The organism is Hominenteromicrobium sp. (assembly GCF_046974225.1).
In the GTDB taxonomy this organism is placed as follows: Bacteria; Bacillota; Clostridia; order Oscillospirales; family Acutalibacteraceae; genus Hominenteromicrobium; species Hominenteromicrobium mulieris.
Map to the genome: position 1 here is coordinate 39,856 of NZ_JBKWAE010000006.1, position 19,927 is coordinate 59,782.

22 protein-coding genes are annotated in these 19,927 nt (G+C 50.9%); 5 read left to right on the forward strand and 17 right to left on the reverse strand.

Annotation, left to right across the window (positions count from 1 at the left end; all coding sequences use genetic code 11):
* Positions 1-41: 41 nt before the first annotated feature.
* The 12 genes from ACLTX1_RS06135 to ACLTX1_RS06190 all read right to left on the reverse strand — a co-directional run bounded on the left by ACLTX1_RS06135 (position 42) and on the right by ACLTX1_RS06190 (position 11,739).
* Positions 42-1,064, reverse strand: coding sequence for a M42 family metallopeptidase (locus ACLTX1_RS06135; RefSeq protein ID WP_412330634.1), 1,023 nt, complete (start codon positions 1,062-1,064; stop codon positions 42-44).
* Positions 1,065-1,342: 278 nt separating this feature from the next.
* A complete protein-coding gene (locus tag ACLTX1_RS06140) occupies positions 1,343-1,669 on the reverse strand; it encodes a MazG nucleotide pyrophosphohydrolase domain-containing protein (protein WP_176820083.1) in 327 nt (108 codons plus the stop codon).
* 49 nt (positions 1,670-1,718) lie between these two features.
* Positions 1,719-3,317: a peptidoglycan D,D-transpeptidase FtsI family protein gene (locus ACLTX1_RS06145; protein WP_412330635.1), complete on the reverse strand. Its 1,599-nt coding sequence runs from the start codon at positions 3,315-3,317 to the stop codon at positions 1,719-1,721.
* 49 nt (positions 3,318-3,366) lie between these two features.
* Complete coding sequence (locus tag ACLTX1_RS06150; RefSeq protein WP_308448314.1) at positions 3,367-4,587, reverse strand: U32 family peptidase; 1,221 nt, start codon at positions 4,585-4,587, stop codon at positions 3,367-3,369.
* 90 nt (positions 4,588-4,677) lie between these two features.
* The gene (gene mltG, locus ACLTX1_RS06155; RefSeq protein ID WP_308448315.1) at positions 4,678-5,982 is read right to left on the reverse strand and encodes an endolytic transglycosylase MltG; all 1,305 of its coding nucleotides are present in this window, start codon (positions 5,980-5,982) and stop codon (positions 4,678-4,680) included.
* Between the two features lie 4 nt (positions 5,983-5,986).
* Positions 5,987-6,568 carry a 5-formyltetrahydrofolate cyclo-ligase gene (locus ACLTX1_RS06160; RefSeq protein WP_308448316.1) on the reverse strand — a complete coding sequence of 194 codons (582 nt, stop codon included), beginning with the start codon at positions 6,566-6,568 and terminating at the stop codon, positions 5,987-5,989.
* The gene (locus tag ACLTX1_RS06165; RefSeq protein WP_308448317.1) at positions 6,568-7,110 is read right to left on the reverse strand and encodes a DJ-1 family glyoxalase III; all 543 of its coding nucleotides are present in this window, start codon (positions 7,108-7,110) and stop codon (positions 6,568-6,570) included. Before ACLTX1_RS06165 ends, ACLTX1_RS06160 begins: the two co-directional genes overlap by 1 nt.
* On the reverse strand, positions 7,107-7,763 hold the full coding sequence (locus ACLTX1_RS06170; protein ID WP_308448318.1) for a thymidylate kinase: 657 nt from the start codon (positions 7,761-7,763) through the stop codon (positions 7,107-7,109). The genes ACLTX1_RS06165 and ACLTX1_RS06170 overlap by 4 nt, the downstream gene beginning before the upstream one ends.
* 422 nt (positions 7,764-8,185) lie before the next feature.
* A complete protein-coding gene (locus tag ACLTX1_RS06175) occupies positions 8,186-9,973 on the reverse strand; it encodes a P-loop NTPase fold protein (protein WP_412330636.1) in 1,788 nt (595 codons plus the stop codon).
* A 91-nt stretch (positions 9,974-10,064) separates the two neighbouring features.
* Entirely contained in the window at positions 10,065-10,343 is a 279-nt protein-coding gene (locus tag ACLTX1_RS06180; protein ID WP_412330637.1) for a hypothetical protein, read from the reverse strand.
* Between the two features lie 213 nt (positions 10,344-10,556).
* Positions 10,557-11,276: an N-acetylmuramoyl-L-alanine amidase gene (locus ACLTX1_RS06185; protein WP_412330638.1), complete on the reverse strand. Its 720-nt coding sequence runs from the start codon at positions 11,274-11,276 to the stop codon at positions 10,557-10,559.
* A 4-nt stretch (positions 11,277-11,280) separates the two neighbouring features.
* The gene (locus ACLTX1_RS06190; protein ID WP_308448274.1) at positions 11,281-11,739 is read right to left on the reverse strand and encodes a phage holin family protein; all 459 of its coding nucleotides are present in this window, start codon (positions 11,737-11,739) and stop codon (positions 11,281-11,283) included.
* A gap of 186 nt (positions 11,740-11,925) precedes the next feature.
* On the opposite strand from ACLTX1_RS06190, the gene ACLTX1_RS06195 reads away from it, so the two are divergent.
* Positions 11,926-12,333, forward strand: coding sequence for a TM2 domain-containing protein (locus tag ACLTX1_RS06195; protein WP_308448273.1), 408 nt, complete (start codon positions 11,926-11,928; stop codon positions 12,331-12,333).
* A gap of 23 nt (positions 12,334-12,356) precedes the next feature.
* Positions 12,357-13,484: a DUF2974 domain-containing protein gene (locus ACLTX1_RS06200; protein ID WP_308448272.1), complete on the forward strand. Its 1,128-nt coding sequence runs from the start codon at positions 12,357-12,359 to the stop codon at positions 13,482-13,484.
* A gap of 213 nt (positions 13,485-13,697) precedes the next feature.
* Here ACLTX1_RS06200 and ACLTX1_RS06205 read toward each other — a convergent pair whose 3' ends face one another.
* Positions 13,698-14,525 carry an alpha/beta hydrolase family protein gene (locus tag ACLTX1_RS06205; protein WP_308448271.1) on the reverse strand — a complete coding sequence of 276 codons (828 nt, stop codon included), beginning with the start codon at positions 14,523-14,525 and terminating at the stop codon, positions 13,698-13,700.
* A 125-nt stretch (positions 14,526-14,650) separates the two neighbouring features.
* On the opposite strand from ACLTX1_RS06205, the gene ACLTX1_RS06210 reads away from it, so the two are divergent.
* Positions 14,651-14,971 (forward strand): MGMT family protein, encoded by a 321-nt coding sequence (locus ACLTX1_RS06210; protein ID WP_308448270.1) that lies wholly within the window; start codon positions 14,651-14,653, stop codon positions 14,969-14,971.
* Positions 14,972-15,024: 53 nt separating this feature from the next.
* Here ACLTX1_RS06210 and ACLTX1_RS06215 read toward each other — a convergent pair whose 3' ends face one another.
* Both ACLTX1_RS06215 and ACLTX1_RS06220 read right to left on the reverse strand, forming a co-directional pair.
* Positions 15,025-15,945, reverse strand: coding sequence for a glycoside hydrolase family 25 protein (locus ACLTX1_RS06215; RefSeq protein WP_176820012.1), 921 nt, complete (start codon positions 15,943-15,945; stop codon positions 15,025-15,027).
* Positions 15,946-16,002: 57 nt separating this feature from the next.
* Entirely contained in the window at positions 16,003-16,971 is a 969-nt protein-coding gene (locus ACLTX1_RS06220) for a TIGR01212 family radical SAM protein (protein ID WP_308448269.1), read from the reverse strand.
* Positions 16,972-17,018: 47 nt separating this feature from the next.
* Here ACLTX1_RS06220 and ACLTX1_RS06225 point away from each other — a divergent pair, with 47 nt between their 5' ends.
* Positions 17,019-17,603 carry a GNAT family N-acetyltransferase gene (locus tag ACLTX1_RS06225; RefSeq protein ID WP_308448268.1) on the forward strand — a complete coding sequence of 195 codons (585 nt, stop codon included), beginning with the start codon at positions 17,019-17,021 and terminating at the stop codon, positions 17,601-17,603.
* Between the two features lie 71 nt (positions 17,604-17,674).
* Positions 17,675-18,142: a MarR family winged helix-turn-helix transcriptional regulator gene (locus ACLTX1_RS06230; RefSeq protein WP_308448267.1), complete on the forward strand. Its 468-nt coding sequence runs from the start codon at positions 17,675-17,677 to the stop codon at positions 18,140-18,142.
* A gap of 51 nt (positions 18,143-18,193) precedes the next feature.
* On the opposite strand, the gene ACLTX1_RS06235 is transcribed toward ACLTX1_RS06230, so the two are convergent.
* Positions 18,194-19,051 carry an RluA family pseudouridine synthase gene (locus tag ACLTX1_RS06235; RefSeq protein WP_412265000.1) on the reverse strand — a complete coding sequence of 286 codons (858 nt, stop codon included), beginning with the start codon at positions 19,049-19,051 and terminating at the stop codon, positions 18,194-18,196.
* Entirely contained in the window at positions 19,051-19,926 is an 876-nt protein-coding gene (locus ACLTX1_RS06240; RefSeq protein ID WP_412265001.1) for a polyprenyl synthetase family protein, read from the reverse strand. The genes ACLTX1_RS06235 and ACLTX1_RS06240 overlap by 1 nt, the downstream gene beginning before the upstream one ends.
* Between the last annotated feature and the right edge of the window lies 1 nt (position 19,927).

A 19,927-nucleotide genomic window follows, 5' to 3' on the forward strand; every position in this document is an offset into this window, starting at 1 on the left:
CTTCTATAATTTGCAGATAGAATAATATAAAAAGCCTAAGCTCAGTCTAAAACATAAGCCTCAAGCAGCTTTAACGTATTTTTGACGCCTTCAATGTGGGAGCGCTCGTAGCCGTGTGAAGCGTAAACGCCTGCGCCGATGAGACCGTGACGCACGTCCCAGCCGGAACGCAGCGATGCCTCTACGTCGGAGCCGTAGTGCGGATAAACGTCCACGGCATACTTTGCACCGACGGACTTCGCCGCTTCCACAAGCGCGGTTGTCACGGCATAATTGTACGGGCCGCCGGAATCCTTCGCGCAGATGGAAACTTCGCGCTCCGTGCAGGTGAGCCCGTCGCCCACGCAGCCCATGTCTACGCTGATGAGCTCTTCGGCATCGTTCGGCACGGAAGCGGAAGCACCGTGTCCGACCTCCTCATACACCGTAAAGTGCAGATAGACCTTTCGCTTCAAAGTGCGGTTGTTGTCTTTGATCTCCTTTGCGAGCGCAAGCAGCATGGCGGCGCTGAGCTTATCATCGAGGAAACGGCTCTTGATATAGCCGCTTTCCGTGATGACGGTGCGCGGGTCAAAGCAGACGAAATCGCCCGCTTCAATGCCAAGTGCGCGCACATCATCGGCGGATTTTACCGGCTCGTCGAGCACGACCTCGGTCGTTTCAAATGTGCGCAGCTTTTCACCGTAGGAGCCGTTCACGTGGATCGACGCATTGCAAAGCTGCAAGGTGCCGCTGTAAACGCCGGAGAAGCGCGAGTAAATGCGGCAGTTCTCCGCTTCGCAGTTTTCGGCGCGCAGGCCGCCGATCGGCGTGATCGTGATGCGGCCGTTCGGCTTGATTGTGGAAATCATGCCGCCGAGCGTGTCTACGTGTGCCATCAGCACAAGCGGGCTGCCCTCGCCGCCGAGGCAGCAGAAAACGCCGCCCTTTCTTGTTTTTTCCGGAGCGTAGCCGAGTGCTGTCAGTTCACCGATAAGATAGTCCGCCGCTTTATCCGTAAAGCCGGACGGAGAATCGATGGAAAGCAGGGCTTTGAGCTCAGAAAGGCAATAGTCCATATTCATGTTTTGCCACTCCTTACAAAAAAATAAGAACTGTCCTCCGCAATGGGACGGACAGTTCCGTGGTACCACCCAAATTGTGCATAAAGCTTTTCTTCATACACCACTTTGAACTCCTTAACGCGGAAAACGGCACAGCTCATCACTGTGCGGCAGTCATACGGGTTGGCCTGTACATGGTGTTTTCCGAGGATCTTCCAGCCTGTGGATCCGCTCTCTGTTCGGTACAGCTATGTGCATTTGCCCGTGCCTTTTGCTATAAAACAAATTAAAATCTAAAATCACCAGCGGCTCATGTTTCGTTTGTGCTTTTCGAGATATACGTTCTCGACTTCATTCGGCGTGATGCCGTAGCACAGCAGAACATCGTTTAAATACATGAGCACATCACACACTTCTTCCGTGAAGTGGTGTCTGGTCTCGGGGTCGTTCAAAATCGCATCGTCACCCTTTTTCTTGATGATGTCGGCAACTTCACCGGCTTCAATCATCATCCAAAGGAGCTTATCGCGACCGATTTTTGGAGAAAGGCCTCCCCACTTTTCGAGATATTTAGCTTGCAGTTCTTTTTGAATCTGCTGCATATCTTCAAGATTCAGGCTTGCCATATCTCCACCCCTCATACGTATCTTATTATAATGCTTTTTTACCGGCTTGTCAATTAAAATCGACAAGTGCTTCGCCGATTTTACGGAAAGCCTGCGGTACATGCATTTCGCCGGCAGTTTCTTCCAACACGACGAGGGTATAAAGCGGCTCTTCCTGTGCATTGCAGATGTAGCCTGCATACCAATAATTCTCGATTTCTTCCCCGTTTTCGTCATATACACCTGTCTGCGCCGTGCCGGTCTTGATGCCGGAAACACAGCTTTGCGGCGCGCCGATCCGTGCTGTACCGAACCGTGCTGTGCTTTCCATATAGGCACGTAAGCGTGCGGCGGTCGTCGGCTCCATGACTTTTTCACCGGTGTTTTCTTCGGTTTCCTGTACGGATAAATTTGTATCGACCGTGCCGTATACGAGCCGCGGCGTCATATAAATGCCGTCAGCGGCGATGGCGTTTACGGCAGCGGCCAAATTCAGCGGTGAGACAGTCGTTTCACCCTGGCCGAACGAAAACAGCGCCAGCGCACGGGCGTTTTTAAGGGCTTGCGCGTTCGAAAGCGAGCCTGCGGCCGTTTCTAAATTGTCTGCAAGCGAAACAGATGTACCAAAACCGAGCTTTTCCGCCATACTTAAAATCTTTTCCGCGCCGAGCTTCTGCGCGAGCTGTATGAAATACCCGTTGCACGAGCTGCGCAACGCCGTGTGGAGATTCACTTCCCCATGTGCTTTGCCGCCGTAGCAAGTGATCGTGAGGCCGTCAACAACAATGCTTCCGGTGCAGGTATACACCTCCTTGTAATCGATGCCGTATTCGAGCGCCGAGGCGGCGCAGATGAGCTTAAAGACCGAACCGGGCGTATACGCGCACAGGGCACGGTTTACAAATGGTGCATCTTCATTTTCCATGCACGCAGCAAGGTTGTTCGGGTCTACGGCCGGGAAGCTTGCGGAAGCCAGAATTTCGCCGGTTTTGCAGTCTAAAATGACGGCGGCACCTTTTTCAATTTCCGCGCAGGCATTTTCCACACACTGCTGTATGCGCTTATCCAGCGTCAGCATCACGCCGCCGTCCGCAAAGCGGTATGTGTTTTCCACGTGCATTGTTTCGCCGGAGATGGCATTGCCGAGCGCATCAATGGCGAAGGTAACGTCGATTTCTCCGTGGTTTTCCGCAAGCAGTGCGTCGAAGCTTTTTTCCACACCGTCCGCGCCGTTATAGTCGCTGTCGAGATACCCGAGCAGATTTGCCGCCGGTTGCGGGTTTGCATACCGTTTTGTGACGGAAAATGTCTGAATGCCGTCATCGCTGACGGGTGTTGTGACTTCGATCAGAAACGGCTTTCCGCTTTCAAGCGCCGTGCGCAGGACTTCGCGTTTTTCTTCCGGTACAGCGCGGTTTAATTTGGCAAGCGTTTCCCGTGAGGGGATTACCGCAGCGACATAAACACGCTCGGCGTTTGTGAGCGGCTGCAAATTGCGGTCGTAGATCGTGCCGCGCGCCTTGGCGGCCGTTAAGGTATATAAACTCTGCCGCCCGGCGGCTTCCGTATAGCTTGTGCCGCCGAAAGCGGCGGTCACGGTGCCGAGCAGTGCGATGACGAGAAAGAACATCACAAACGCATACGTTGCGATGATCCTGCGTGTAGACATAAAAACACCTCCGTATAGGAAGAGTATGGGTCCTAAACGGAGGTGTTATTCAGCCGCGCTTCACTCTTAGAAACGCGCTCTCTTTGATTTTTCGGTCGGTCTTGAGGTAGACCGTCATCGTCGCGTGCGGTGCGGATTCGATTGGCTCCATATCCTCGTTGTAGATTTCACTAAGTGTGAGGTCATACGGCACTTCGCCCGGCTCCAGTACGCTGACAGTCTCGCCGCGGAAGAAGCGGTTGCGCTGTGAAAGGCGCACCATGCCGTTTTCTTCGCCGGCGCACACGGCCGCAACATCCCAGCCGCGGATGTATCCGCCGCTGTTTACGGTCTGCCCCGGCTCGTGACCGTTGTAAAACCCGGTGCTGTACGCGCGATGGCTGATCTTTTCTGTTTCGTCCACGACCCACTGCGGAAGCGGCTTACCGTTCATAACGGCATCGATGCCGTGGCGGTACGCATTCGTCACGCAGGCAACGTAATACGCGGACTTTGCGCGGCCCTCAATTTTGAGGCTCGAAATGCCGCATTCGATGAGCTGCGGAATGTGCTCGATCATGCACATATCGCGGGAATTGAAGACGTACGTCGATTTCTGATCCTGTTCGATCGTGAACACCTGATCCGGACGCGTGCGTTCTATGAGGTAATAATCCCAGCGGCACGGCTGCGCGCAATCGCCGTGGTTTGCGTCTCTGCCGGTCATGTAGTTTGAAAGTAGGCAGCGGCCTGAGAACGAAACGCACATCGCACCGTGCACAAATGCTTCGATTTCGAGCGCCTTCGGCGTTTTCGCGCGGATCTCCGCGATTTCTTCAAACGAGAGCTCGCGTGCCAGCACGACGCGCTCTGCGCCCATGTTATAAAACGCGTTTGCGGTCTCATAGTTCACAACGCCGGCCTGCGTGGAAATGTGTATCGCGACATTCGGCGCGTATTTTTTTGCCATGGACATCACGCCGAGGTCGGTCATGATGAACGCGTCTACACCGATTGTCTGGCAAAACTCGAGAAACGCCGGCAGCGCGGCAAGTTCTGCGTTATGCGGCAGAATATTACAGGTGACATAGACCTTCACGCCCTGCGCGTGGCAGTATTTTACAGCTTCTTCAAGCTCCTCGTTTGTAAAATTGGAAGGCGCAGAGCGCATGCCGAAGGATTTACCGGCAAGATACACCGCGTCCGCACCGTAGCGCACGGCGGAAATAAGGCGCTCCATATCGCCGACCGGCGCCAGAAGCTCCGGCGCGTTATATCGTTTTTGTTCCATGAAATTCATTCCTTTACTGCATTTGTGCCTTCCCGGACAAAATTCGCCGGAAAGGCACAGGTAGCTTTGTTATCGTAAATGTTGTGTCGGTTACAGCAGACCGGCTTCCGCCATGTTCATCAAATGATCATCCATCGTGGAAGCGTAGTAAGCCTTACCATTGCTGTCATGACAGAAATAATAGGCATTACGACAATCATCACTGGTTGATGGATAGATTGCCGCCATAATGGCATCAAGACCCGGGTTGCAGATCGGGCCTGCCGGCAGGCCGTTGTTGTCATACGTGGAGTACGAGCTTACAAAGCCCTCCGGCGCGTCATTTGCCGTTTTGTACGGATAATAAACTGTGGAGTCGCAGTCCAGCGTGTAGATGTCATGCTCTGCGCCGCTTTCCAGTCGGTTGTGCAAAACAGCGGAAACTTTATACATATCTTTTGTATCTGCAGCCTCTGCCTGAATGATGGAAGCGAGCGTGATGATCTGATCCGTGGTATAGCCGGATTTCGCAATGTCATCGCGCATTTCGTCGGTGAGCTTATTTTCAAAGTTATTGAGGAAGCGGTCAAGGATCGATTCTACCGTATCGTTTTCAAAGAACTGGTACGTATCCGGGAACAGATAGCCCTCGAGCTTATAGTAGCGGTCACTTGTGTTCGTGATGGCTGCAACATCCGAGTAGCTGTCGTAATTCGAAGAGTTGCAAGCTTCAAGGATCTCGTCTGCAGTGTGCAGGCCGTTTTCTTCCAGCAAAGCGGCAAGCTGCTGCACCGTGATGCCCTCACGGAACATGACGGTGATCTCTTCGCCGAGATCCGGACCGGACTGTAAGGTATTGACAAGCTGCTTATAATCGTAGTTTGTTTTGATCGTATACGTGCCGGGTTCAAAATACTCCATTTCCGTGGTGAATTTGCAGAAAAGGGAGAAAAACTCCGGTTTATCGATCGCGTGGCTCTTGTAAAGAATGTCTGTCAGCTGCTCCTGCGTCACGTTTTCGGGAATCGTGACCTCCACTTCGGAATCCATGCGGTCTACACCAAGAAAATCGTTGGAGCCGCCAATCAGGTACGAAGCAAGGGTCAGAGAGACCAGAATAACCATGGCAAGCCACGTGAACGCGAAAATGCGCTTGTTTTTTCTGGCCTTTACACGGTTTCTTTTCTTGTGCTCCTTCGCTTCCTTTTTCTGATTGCGTTCCGCGCGGGCGGAGCGTGCACCGGCAGAGCTTTCTTCCACACGCTGTGGTGCGCGGCTGCCAGCATAGCCCTGCAAGTCCTCCAGTTCGTCTGTGTGATTGAGCTGATCTTCGGAAAGATTCAGCTTGAATTCGCGCGAATTCTGGCTGCGCGGTGTCGCGTCCTTCGGGGCATAGCGCCTGCCGTTATCACTCATATTTTCATTCCATCCTTTCTTCATCTGCCGTCAAAACGAGCCGCTTGTCGGTCAAAATACCGTCCATGCGCACATCGTGCGGCTGCGTCGGCACTTGCGGCACGAGCTGAAAATCGTAGCATAGACCGAGCTTTAAAACCGGGTGCTGCGCAAAAAACGTATCGTAGTACCCTTTGCCGTACCCGAGCCGTGCGCCGTTCGCTGAAAACGCCAGTCCCGGCACAAGGCACAGCGCACTTGCTTCATCTTGATAAACCTCTGCTTCTTTCGGCTCCAAAATGCCGTAAGCGCCCGGCGAAAGATCGCGTAAAGCCGAGATGCGGTAAAACACCATGCGGTTCGTGTTTGGTACGCATTTCGGTACGTAAAGCGCTTTGCCGTCTGCAAGTACACGATCGAGAATTCTGAGCGTATCCGCTTCCGTGCCGAAGCTTACGTAGCTCAAAACGCACGATGCCTTTTGGTACACCGAAAGTGCCATGAGCCGCTGCAAAAGGCAGTTATCCCGTGTAGCACGATCCGTGCAGGCTTTGCGTGCCGCACACATTTTTCGGCGCAGTGCGTTTTTTTCGGTTGTATCGGTCATCAATCCGTGCACTGAATGCCGTCGTGGATCTTCTTTTCAACGTCCTTGCCGACCATGAGACCAGCAAGCGTCAAGCCAAACTGCACGGCAACGCCCATGCCTTTTGCCGTGACGATCTTGCCGTCTACGCAGACCGGCTTTTCGGAGATTGTGGCGCCCTTTAATTCGCCTTCAAAGCCCGGGAAGCAGATGGCTTCCTTACCGTTCAGGAGGCCGAGATGGCCGAGAACGCTCGGTGCAGCGCAGATTGCCGCAAGGTAAATGTCGTTCTTTGCGCAGTATTCCGCGCAGGTTGTGACGATCGGCGATTTTTCGAGGTTCAGTGTGCCGGGCATGCCGCCGGGCAGGATCATCAGCTCCATATCGTCCGTTGTAACGTCTTTTTCTTCGATGTCAGCTGTTACGGTGATGCCGTGGGAGCCGGTGATTGTTTTGCCGCCGACGCCGACGATCTTTACTTCAAGCTCTGCGCGGCGCAGAATATCCACGGGCGCGAGCGCTTCAATCTCTTCAAATCCGTTTGCAAGAAATACATAGATCATAATAAATCCTCCAGCTTTTCCTTGATCTCGTGATGAATATCTTCAATGCTGCGCAAGGTGTCGCCCTCGGCGCAGTTTAATACGGTCCAGTTTAAATGCTCTGCGGCGTACAGTGCACAGTCCCTGCAATGTAGCAGATAATGTATGTCGCTTTCGTGAATGTCTTTTTTGGTGGTGTCGCCTGCGTAGCGCTCTGTGAGCAGCCTTTGGGAAATTTTCGGCGGCACATCCAGATAAATCACACGATCCGGCCTCGGCAGCCCGAATTTTTCATATTCCAGGTCTTCAAGCCACGAAACGAACGCTTTCCACTCCGTTTTCGGCAGCTTACTTAATTGATATACAATGTTGGACGTCACGTAGCGGTCGGAGATGATCGGCACACCGCTTGCATAATCGTCTTTCCACTTCATGCGGTAGCTTGCAAAGCGATCCACGGCGTAAAATGCGCTTGCGGCGTAGGCGTTCACGTCTCCCGCCTCTTTTCCGAAATCGCCTTTCAGATACATTTTTACAAGCGACGAAGACGGAGAGTCATAATCCGGGAACGTTACCTGCCGTGCGCGGCCGCGCGATAAGGCGTAATCATACAAAAGCTTTGCCTGCGTGCCTTTGCCGCTGCCGTCCAGACCTTCAATTACAATCAATGCCATAAGTTTCATTTACTGCTTTCTGCGTAAATTTGCCGGCCTTTGCCGACTTTTTGCACCGCAGCGCGGTACATTCCTATTCATTATAGCAAACTGCGGCGAAATATACAACCGAAAAATTTCTTACAATGCGAAAAAACCGAGCAAAGCGGCGGGACAGGCACAATACCCGCCCTTTTTCGTACAATGGCATTGAGAAACCACAAAGGAGGTTTACAAATATGGCTGAAAATGAGCGGACACCCGATTGCGAAAACGGCGCAGCGTTAAAAGAAGCCGTCTGCATAGATGCCATGCGCATTTACGATTCCTGTTCAGAATAGCGAGATACAAGTTATAAGGTAGCTTCCTAAAGGATATGTAAAAAGAGGACCCAATTTAAGTAAACTGAACCCCCTTCTTAGCTGCAAAAATACAATATGAAACTACTTTAAATTTTGTTTAGTCTCGTCATCGTTTGATTTTTCTTGTTGCTGTGGCAAAAGCGAAATTAAAGTTTCTATTCTTTTTATGAATATATCGTCTACATATTGCTCTAATCGAGACTTAGGACGAATAGAAGCTATTTTTGATAGCAACGCATTCAAGCCTATACGCGATTCTTCAGTGCGAAAATCTGAGTGGAGCTTTATCCCCTTCCACATTTCAAAAAATCCATACACAAAAAATCTACGTTCGTTAGAGGGTAAGCTACGATAATATTCAAACACTGCATTAGCCATTTCCCTGCTAAAGGTATTAAATCTCATTGATTCACAGCCTAATAACTTTTTGGAATCATGCGCGTTTAGTGCTTCAATATATTTTCGTTTATTAAATTCATATTTTTGAATGTTCCCATCGGAATAGTCGCGTATAATTTTATATAGGTGATATAGGTGAAATTCTTCTTCAGGTAGTTCTTTAAAATCATAGTCCGCAATGATTGGCGCTGATCTGATGGTTTCATCTTGGCTTTTATTAAGGCGGCTGAAGCACTTATTTATACCATTCTCAAGCTTAATATAATCAATTTCACTCGGGAATTTATAATCGATTTTTTTTGCAAACGAAATATTTCCTATAAGTGTAATATATTCTTCAAGTGATAATAACCCACAGTATGCTTCATTGATATAGGAATCAAAGCCTTCATGAATTGTCTCATCATCCAAGTCCAATAGAAATGTGAATTTAAGTTCATCCTTGGGCGCCATAGGCTTTTCTCGTTCTATTTTTTCCTTAATTGCTTTTTCTAATTCTTCCTGATCCCACTTACTAGACACAGCCCAGACTTTCACGGGATCAAGAAGAAACCTTTCATTAGGATTAGCGCGTGCTAGCTCTCCAAGGTGTGATGATGTTTCTATTTTTCCTGCTTTAACGTCTAAAACATACGTTAAAAAAGAAATAAAGGTTTCATCAATTTTTGTCATATAATCAAGCTCTTTGAAGGTTTGATAAACCCTCTCAAAATCTTGAATTGCACATTTTAGGCTACGTAAATTTTTGATTTCATTTTTATTAAACACGTTGCAAATCCGGTTGCGATTTTTGTTTAAAAATTCTTTATACTCTGTTGACTGCGCCTTATATGCCCCAACTATTCCTTTAATTATTTGGTCGTACTCAGGCTCGTAATGAATTGTTCGCGTGATGAGTTTTTCTTTAATATCTTTATATGGTAGGGTTTGCTCTTCAGCTTTTTCGGAAGGCTCTATTTTCTCTTCGTCTGCAATAACAATAACCTTAAGTCCTTGGTTTTCACAGTAACTATTGATGCAGCCGAATAGATCAACTGTATTTATGGTGCATCTTTCAAAATCATCAAAAATTAAAACGACCTTTTTATCACCAATTTGGTTTTCAATTTCAAAAAAATCCGTTGGATTTATAGAAAGGACAGCATTTCCTATGTCACCCAATACACCGGTGTCCTTAACGATGTCAACGGCTTTTTTAATAGGATTAGCAATTTTTGAAAACGCAGTACTCTCTCCTGCCCATTTTTGAGAAAGATATAGTGTCTTTACTTTTTTCTGTATGCTTTCGATTGAAGGCTCACCGAACAAGGAAATTCGCAGAAAAACAAATTTCTTTTTCATATCCGAATCTTCGCAGAGCTGATGCTCTATCAAATATGTTTTTCCGCATCCCCATTGACCGGTCAATAATAGCGCACCGAAAGTGTTTTCTTCATCACAATAATATTTTAATTCATCTAGCGTGCCCATAATATATTTCTACCTCCGTTTCAGATCAGCTAAGATATTGTCATTATACTTAGGTCAAATACATAGGTCAATATGCAATTTAGGCTTTACGCTAAAACGCCACAATAACCCTATACCTCTCATCAAGCACTTCGCCGGTATCATCCTGTGCGTCAAGCTGCCAAACGGTACGCGCAGAAAACAAGAACACATGCACGTGGTCGGTATGTACGGCGACGGCATAGACCGCCACGGTCGAAAGCGTTGCGCTCGTTTGCTTATCGTCGTATGAAAGCAAAAGCGTCGCATTGTCGAGGTCATTTTTAAGCGGCGTGTGCCCTACACGTTCAGTCCAACGGTCAAATTTTGTTCTAATCTGCTCTTTTGTCATAGCTACCCCTCTTTTGACATATCATAGCAGATTTTTGCAGGTCTGTTCAAGATTTTCTTGACATTTCTTTGTTGGTTTTATATAATGCTCTTGTAAATCTGTCAAGCGCCCCGCGGTCATCGTTCTTCCGACCCGGGGCGCGGTTTTTATAACAAAAAAGGCGCAGAGCCTGCTCGGAGATTCCGGCAGCCCTGCGCCTTTTGCTTTATGTATTTACTTTTTGACCTTCTTCACCCAGTCCTTCGCGACCCAGCCGCCGGCTTTGAGACGGCCCCAGCCCTTGGCGGAGCCGGGACCGCTGCGCTCCTCAACGATCGTATAGCGCAGCGTGTCCTTGATCTGGCCCTGCACGCCGTAGTTCGTACCGGGACCTTTGCGGATGTTCAGCGGGTCACGGCAGTTTTTGCGGATGAGATAGGGGGTAAACTTGCTCGCAACGGGCGTTTTTGCCGGCTCCATGTAGCTTTTCACCATGTTCAAAAAGCGCTGCCAGCCCTTATCCAGCGTGCGGTGCGGGCAATATTTGCCGTCGAAGTCCTGATGCTTCTTCACGTGCGAAATATCCCATTTGCGCTCGGTAAGCAGCTTTGCGATATACTCTGCGGCGTTCTTCTCGGCTTTATCGAAACGCGTACCGCCTGAAAGCGAATAGCAAATTTCAATGTGGATGCCGTGCGCGTTGCCGTCGCGCTGCCCTGCCGCAAACGCACCTCTGTTCAGTGGGATACCAATGACGATTTCCTTGTCATCGACCGCCGCGTTAAACGACGTAGAGCTGTCGTTGCGAATCATATACGCGACTTCATTTGCGGCGGAAGCATCGTTTGCCGTGTTGTGGACGACAATGTACTTCATGTCCTTAGCGCAGGACTCCACCGGCACTTTCAAATCGTATTTTGCAGAAGATAATAGATTTTCGCGGATCGGTACCATAAGATCACTCCTTCTTCCCATCACTTGCACCCGATTCATCCGCCACGGTGCGACGGAGCCGCCTTAAAATGCGCTGCAAACGCGGAAACCCCGGCACGCCGATGGCCGCAAGATTTTCCATGACGGAAATGAGCTCGTTGATCGTAAGCCACACGGTGACGAGCATGCCGAAAAACAGCTTTACATCGAGCGTGATGCCGGCCCCGATGACTGCACCGCGCAAAAGATAATCCACCGCCGCACCGACTGCGACCATGACCATATAGCAAAGCTTTTTGAGTATCCCCTTAATACCGAACTTGGAATTTAACTCGGCGCGGATATACGCTTTGATCATGCCGGTGATATAATCGAGCAACATCACGCCGAGCAGCACGAGCATCGGCACCGCAAGCGTACCGAGGTACGACACAAGTCCCGCGCCGAGCACGGCCACCGTCGTCTTTAAAACCGTCTGTTTCATCAAACCTTTACCCTCCTTCCCTGCATATTGGGACATGCACAGCGCTTTGTCCCGCGGCATACTATGACAGACGCGCTGCTTTTGTGCGCGGCAATCAGAAAAAGCGGTGAAACACGTTGCGGAATGTCAAAATCTGTGTTATGATTTCGGTGGACAAACATTCAAATATACAAAGGAGATTTTCTTATGGTCTGCAAAAATTGCGGTGCAAATATTCCGAACGGTGAGCTTTTTTGCCCAAACTGCGGCACGTGCACCGAAAACGCGAAATTCTGTAAATACTGCGGCGCGGTCATCGGTGCCGACTGCGTGGTTTGCCCCGCATGCGGCAGGCAGGTAGAGCCATTGCAGTCTGCCCAACAGCCCCAGCCTGTTTATGTAAACAACAATGTCACTTACGGTGGTGTGGCAAAAAGCAAATGGGCAGCGTTTTTCCTGTGCCTGTTTTTAGGACTCATCGGCGCGCATAAATTTTATGAGGGAAAGATTGGCATGGGTGTTTTGTATATCTTCACCGGCGGCCTGTTCGGCATCGGCGCGTTCGTCGATCTCATCGTCATCCTCTGTAAGCCCGGTCCCTATTATTACGTTTAACTTTCTCAGAAAGGCGGCGTACTATGCCAAGCATCCTTGAATATGCAGAAACCGAATTCTCGCCTTTGGCAGAAAAACCGTTTACGGATGTAGACAGCCTGCTTTTATCACAGTTTTCCTACATGAATCTGAGCGCGTTTGAAGACGAGCTTAAATGCGAAAACAAAATAGAAATTCGAGAGCTTTTAAAGGCAGAGCGCTTTGAAAAGTTGATGTTCCACGTACGCGATACCAAAAGCAACATGAGGCTTTTGTACGCTATGGCGTCAAGCCCGCGCTGGCGCAACATAAAAATCGGCAACTTCGTTGAAAAGCTGTGTGACCAGTCAGAGGAGCAGTTTGCGGCCATCACTGTATACCTCGATGACGACCACGCCTGCGCCGTATTCCGCGGCACGGACGCCACGCTTGTCGGCTGGAAAGAGGATTTTAACATGGCATTTCTGCCCGTCATCCCCTCGCAGGCCGATGCGGCAGACTATGTGACAAAGCTCGGCGAAGGTTTTCCCGGCAAACTGCTTTTGATGGGCCACTCCAAAGGCGGCAACCTTGCAGCCTACGCGGGCATGTTCTGCGACCCGGAAATTCAAAAGCGTATTGAGCGCGTCTACCCGCTCGACAGCCCCGGTTTCATCGGCAACACGCTCGAATCCGAAGAATATGGGCGCATTCAAAGCCGCGTACATAAAGTCATTCCGAAAGGCTCGCTCATCGGCATGCTGCTTGAAAATCACGGTGCATACTCCGTTGTGGAAAGCAACCAAATGGGCATTATGCAGCACGACCCGTTCTCGTGGCAGGTGACGGACGGTGCATTCCATACGCTGGAGGAAATTTCCAGCGGCGCAAAATACATGAACCAAACACTCAACAGCTGGATCACCGGCATGAGCATCGACGAGCGCATACGCCTTGTCGATGTACTCTACGGCCTTTTGACCGCCGGCAATATTGAAAACGTATTTGACGCTGGCGACATTCAAAAGAACATCGGCGCTATCTACAACGCCGCCGTGCACCTCGACCCCGAAACGCGGTCGTTCGTTTTGCAGATCATCCGTCAGCTTGCGGGCTTTGCGTTGCACAACATCCCCCACCCAAACGTCCCGGAAAACCTCAATATCCTGCCCGGCAATAAAACGCAGAATTAAATTTTCATAGAGTAAAAGCCACCGTTTGCGGCAAGCCTTGCGCTTCACCGTTTCGATGGCTTTTACTTTATGTTTACGAATTTGCAAGCTGGCGGCGATGAGATCCATGATCGTGATGGAATTGAGCTGCATCGTTAGCACATTCATCGTGATCTTGCGGAATTTTTCAGATTTCTCTTCTGCATCATCCGTTCCCCTGTTTTCTGTTTTGCTTTATTTCACGTTTCCGCTGTTGATGCCCGCGCCTGTTCTATTAAGCGGCAGCCAGTCGAGCACCTTTTTGATGTACGTATCCCAGAATACCCAGTCGTGCTTGCCGGGGCCCTCCACATACGTGAGGTCAACACCGTTTTCGTTGAGGAAATCACGGAAATCGCGGTTTGCGGTGACGAGGCCGTCCTCCGTGCCGCAGCACAGGTACATTTTCGGTACGGGTCTGCCCTCCTCCTTCAGCTTCAAAAGCAGCGCCTTCGGGTCTTTGTCGCTGCCCTTCACCTTGTCATATTCACCGAAAATTGACTCGTAATAGTTGCGGCGGAATGTGAAGATCGGCGCGGAGTTGTCCGCGTCCTTCCACGTATCGTGCACGAGCGCGGCGGAAAGACCGATGACACAGCCAAAGTTTTCCGCATACTTCAGGCCGTTGCGGATTGCACCGTAGCCGCCCATGGAAAGACCCGCAATGAACGTATCCTCGCGCTTGTCGGAAAGCGGAAACAGCTTTCTTGTGAACTCTACAAGCTCCTTGCCGATGAACTCGCCGTACAGCTCGCCGCTCTTTTCGTCGTCGAGGTAGAAGCGGTTTTCACCGGAGGGCATAATGACCGCAAGGTCGTTTGCCTCTGCCCACGCCTGAATGCGCGTGCCGTTCACCCAGTCCGTATAATTGCCGAAAATACCGTGCAAAAGGTAAAGCGTCTTCAGCGGCTTCTGCTCTGCGTTTTCCGCCTGCGGGCCGAACTTATCCACCGGGATAATCGCATTGAACGTCACCACGCGCATGAGGCACTTCGAGATAAAATTCACTTCAATAATAGCCATATCAACAACTCCGTTTCAATTTTGGTTTCGTTATATTTCATTATAATCAATAAAAACCCTTTTGTAAAGACTACTTTTATGCTATACTGTACAAAACGGTTTGAAAGCAAAGGAAGTTGAATACGATGAACGATTTTTCCGAGCGCGTGTTTCAGGTGGTGCGCGAGATCCCGCGCGGCAAGGTGACAAATTACGGCTTCGTGGCATTTGCGGCGGGCAACCCGCGGGCCTCGCGCGGCGTGGGCTTTGTGCTGCACCGCAACACGGACCCCGTAAATACGCCATGCCACCGCGTAGTGTTCAAAGACGGCTCTCTGTGCAAGGGCTACGTTTTCGGCGGCCCCGATGTACAGCGCGAAAAGCTCGAAGCCGAGGGCGTGCAGTTCCTGCCCGACGGCCGCGTAGACATGAAAGCCTGCGGCTGGTTCGGCGAAAACGAAGAATAACAAAAAGGTGCCTGACCAAAATGATCAAGCACCTTTCGTTTTTACTTTTAAAATCAGCCGTAGTTCTTAAAGCTGACGTTAATATCGACTGCCGCGTCGATGCCCTGCACCTGCGCGTTGTCGGAATACTGCCACAGGCCGAAGTTATAGTAGAACGCCGGCACGCTGCGGTATTCCGCAAGCCAGAACTCAAAGTCCTTGAGCTGCTCTAAGTCATAATAGTTATAGCCAAGACTGCGGTTGAAGTACACACCTGCGGTGTAGCCCGCTTTCGCGATTTTTTTGCAGAACGCCGAAGCATAACTCGTAATCTGCTCGCCCGTGGCATCTGCCGTGCGAGAGCCGTCTACGCTCGTCTGCTCCCAGTCAAAGACGACGGGGTAATCGACGGACTTATTCTGCAAAAGCTGGAGCACATAGCCCGCTTCCTCCTCCGCTTCGGTAACAGAAGTTGCCTGCGAGAAGAAGTAGATGCCCACCTTTACGCCTGCGTCCTTCGCACCGGTGTAATTATCGGCAAACTTGCTGTCTTCGTTCAGCTTGCCGCGCGTTGCACCGCGGTAGCCTGCGCGGATCATCGCGAAATCGATGCCGCTCGCTTTGACGGCTGCCCAGTCGATATCGCCCTGATAGTCGGAAACGTCGATGCCGAGGCTCGCGTTCGCGTCGTCATACGTCACAAGGCCGTTGTCATTTTTAAACTTCGACTGGTCGTATGTATTGAGCGGCACATTAAACTTCGGAATGGTGATCTCACCCTCGTAAAGATCCTGAATGACAAGCTTGCCGTCCTCCGTCACCGCGGAAGATGTGCCGTTGCCGGTGCTCTGCCCGTCGGATTTCCCGCCGAACGCGGATAGGAGCGATAAAATGACCACGACCAGAATGAGCACGCCGGCCGCGCCAAGGAAAATCAAACGGCGCATTTCAAAAGAACGCGCGTCGCTATGTTTATTTGGAGCTTTATTATTCATAGTAAAATTACCTTTCATAAACGAAATCACAGCGTAAACTGCACACCGTGTTCGGATTTATTCTATTATACGCATTTTCTGTCCTTTTTGCAAGCCATTCGGCGAATAAAGTCTGCCTTGCCAAGTATTTCCCACTGCCATCTCGTGGTCTATCGTACCGAGTACGCGGATTTTATCGCGGCTCCACAGGGGTGCAAGCAGCTTTGTTTTGTCACCGTCGCCCGTAATGCGTTCGATGACCGTTTCGGGCGGCAGCACCTCCAGTTGACGGATTACGACGCGCACATAGTCCTCAAACGTCATCGGCGTGTATGCGCCGCTTTCGTATAAGCCCGCAAGCTGCGTGCCGCGAATGACGTGTAAAAGATGAATTTTCACACCGTCCGGGCGCAGCTGTGCAAGGTCTTCGGCGGTCTTTATCATCTCCGCCTCCGTCTCGCCCGGTAAGCCGTCTATGATATGCACGCAAACGCGAATATTGTTTTCGCGCAGGCGCAGAAATATCTCTCTAAATACCTCGTATTTATATCCTCTGTGAATACGCGCAGCCGTCTCATCATTACTGCTTTGCAGGCCCAGTTCCACGGTGAGGTGCGTTTTGCCGTTCAATTCTTTTAAAAGCGACAAAACATCCTTCCCGATGCAGTCCGGGCGCGTGGCAATCGACACACCGTAAACGCCGAATGCAAGCGCTTCTTCGTATAACGTCCTGAGCTTTTCAACCGGCGCATAGGTGTTTGTGTGCGTCTGAAAATACGCGATGATTTTACTTTCCGGCGACTTTTTATGAATACGCACTTTTTCCGCTTGCAGCTGCTCCGTTACGGAAAATGCCTTATCCTGCGTAAAATAGCCGCTGCCGCCGTCGCAGAAGATGCACCCGCCCACGCCGCACGTGCCGTCTATGTTCGGGCAGCTCAGCCCGGCATCGATCACGGCCTTTTGGGTCTTGCAATTCTGCACCCGGTTGTGATAAGCTAATGTATGATACCGTTTGTTATCAAACGTATACGGAAATGGATTCAAAGTAAAGCTCCTTTGCTTGGTCCAAAATAATAATAGGAGTTGAGTATTTGTTACACATTAAAAAGCTGAATTTAGACGAAATTCGCGAAATTTACAACGCATATATGCACGAGGCATTCCCGCCGAGCGAGCTGCGCCCCTTTGCAAGCATGGAAATGCTCTACAATAAAAACTGCTACCCGTGTTACGGCTTTTACGACGAAACCGATTCACTCTGCGCCTACGCCTATTTTTCGTGCACGGAAAACGGCAAATACGCCCTGCTTGATTATTTCGCCGTCAAAAAAGACCTGCGCGGCACGGGCATCGGCAGCAAGACTTTTCCCCTGCTGCGCACAGAAATGAAAGACCGTGACGGTCTTTTGCTCGAAGTGGAAAGCGTTGAGAGCGCCGAAGCCGAAGAAGAAGTCAACATCCGTCGCCGCCGCATCGCGTTTTATGAGCGCTGCGGGTGCGAAATGACAAAAGCAAAAAGCCTTTTGTACGGCGTGGATTTCAATATACTTGTGCTGCCCATCGCGCAGCCCGTACCGGAAGCGAAAGTCGTGCTGCATGAGCTCGAAAACATTTATCACGTTATGTTCGACGACGAGCTGTATAAGCGCGTCTGTCACCCGTTTATCGCGGAATAGGCAGATTTTTGAATTGACTTTTTCGCACAAAAGCCATATAATAAAGCCATAAACCATACGGAGGTGTAAGCATGCCGGAAGAACAGAAAACAGCAGAAACCGAACAGGAGCGCCTTGCGGATTTTCCGCGTGATCTAAGCCGCAGCTTCACCTATCTGCACCGCCAGCGTAAAAAATATATGGATGACCGTCTGCGCGGCTACGGCTTTGTAGGTGGCATGCCGATGATCCTGCTCTACATCAACCGCCACCCCGGCACCACGCAGGACGCCATCGTCTCGCATATGTATATCGACAAATGCACCGTAGCACGCCGCACAAAACGCCTTGAAGAGCTCGGCTACATTTCGCGCGAAACCGGCAAGGAAGATCGCCGCGAAAACAACCTCTACGTCACAGAAAGCGGCGAAAATCTCGTGCCCGTCATCCGCGAGATTTTGCAGGATTGGGCCAAAAGCGTCACGCGCGACCTTTCCGATGAAGAGCGCATTTTACTCATCACACTGTTAGACCGCCTCATCCATACGGACGTGGAGTAAAATTTCACTTGATATGGACTACCCCGCAGTTTTAAAGCTGCGGGGTGTTTTTCATTGAAAAAGCTCCGGGAAGCACGCCTTTTGTTCCGCCGAAAAATCCGTCTCGACCGTTTTATCGATGTCGAGCGCCGGGCATAAAAGATGCACTGCACGGCAGCAGAGCATCTGGTGCTCCGTTCTGTCCAAATGCCCGCCGTAAAGGTCGTCCCCCGCCACGGGATGCCCAAGGTGCGCCATGTGCACGCGAATCTGGTGCGTGCGCCCGGTTTTCAAATGGAAGTCAACGAGGCTGTACCCGCCGCTCGTTCTCACCGTTTGAAATTCCGTCACGGCTTCGTCTCCGATGCCCGCGCAGCGCTCCACCTTATGCCCCAGCTTTAACCCGATGGGCACATTCACACACCCGCTTTCGGGCGTTTCGCCCTCGCACACGGCGCGGTACATTTTCGTCAGCTTTGCGTTTGCGGCAAATTTGTTTTTCGCCAGCACCAGCGCGCCGGTCGTATCCCGGTCTAAGCGGTACAACGGCCGAAACACAAAGTCCGGCGTATTTTGAAAATACCACGCCGCCGCATTTAAAACGCTGTCGCGGTCGTGCCCCGGCGAGGGGTGCACGGGCATATTGTACGGCTTATCGAGCACTAAAAAATCCTCGTCCTCATATAAAACCGCAAACGGCAGGTCGGCTTTTTCATACGCTTCGCCCGTCTCAAGCAGCGTCAAAGTCAGCGTATCGCCGGCTTTCAAAACGGCATTGCTGTGCACGGGTTCGCCGTTTTTAAGCATCTCTCCCTCGTATTTCAGCGCCGTTAAAATGCGTGCGGAAAACCCTAAGTACCGCCGCACGAACGTACGCACGTCCATGTTTTCCTGTCCGCAGTCGATGACGAACTCCAGTGTGCGTTTCATTACTTGCTGCGCGTTGCGAGCTTTTCCGCAAACTCGTGCAGGAACGTGCTGTCCGCGTCAAACGCGTCAAGCGCATGAAGCGTCTTTTCGGTATGCTCATCGACGAGCGCCTGTGCTTTTTCCACGCCCAAAATGGAAACATACGTGCAGCGCGCGTTTTGTGCATCCACGCCGATGTTCTTGCCAAGCTCCTTGGCGTCACCGGTCACGTCCAGAATATCGTCGCGGATCTGGAACGCCAAACCGATGTGCAGCGCGTATTCCTTTGCTGCATTGATCTGCGTTTCGTTCGCCCCCGCCGCAATGCAACCCATCATGCATGCTGCCATGATGAGGTTTGCGGTCTTGCCGGTGTCTTTTTCGCACAGCTCATCGAGCGAAACGGTGCGGTTTTCGGTTGCAAGGTCAATGCACTGGCCGCCCACCATACCGTACTCACCCGCGCAACGCGCAAGCACCGCCGCCGCATACGCAGCGCGCTCCATGCCGACATTTCGGAATGCTTCACTGCTCAGCGCCGTTTCAAATGCTTTTGTCAAAAGGCCGTCGCCCGCAAGCAATGCGTAATTTTCACCGTAGACCTTGTGGTTAGAGGGCTTACCGCGGCGCATATCGTCGTTATCCATGCACGGCAGATCGTCGTGGATGAGCGAATACGCGTGTACCATCTCCACGGCACACGCAAACGGCATCGCCATGTCTTCATCGCCGCCGCACAGCTCGCAGAACGCAAGCGTTAAAACGGCGCGCACACGCTTGCCGCCGTTTAAAAGCGAATAGCGCATGGCGTCGGTCACGGTCTCGGAAAGCGAGCCCTTGCGCTCCGGCAAAAAATGATCTAAGGCTTTTTCAATGCGTTTTACCCTGTCTTCCATT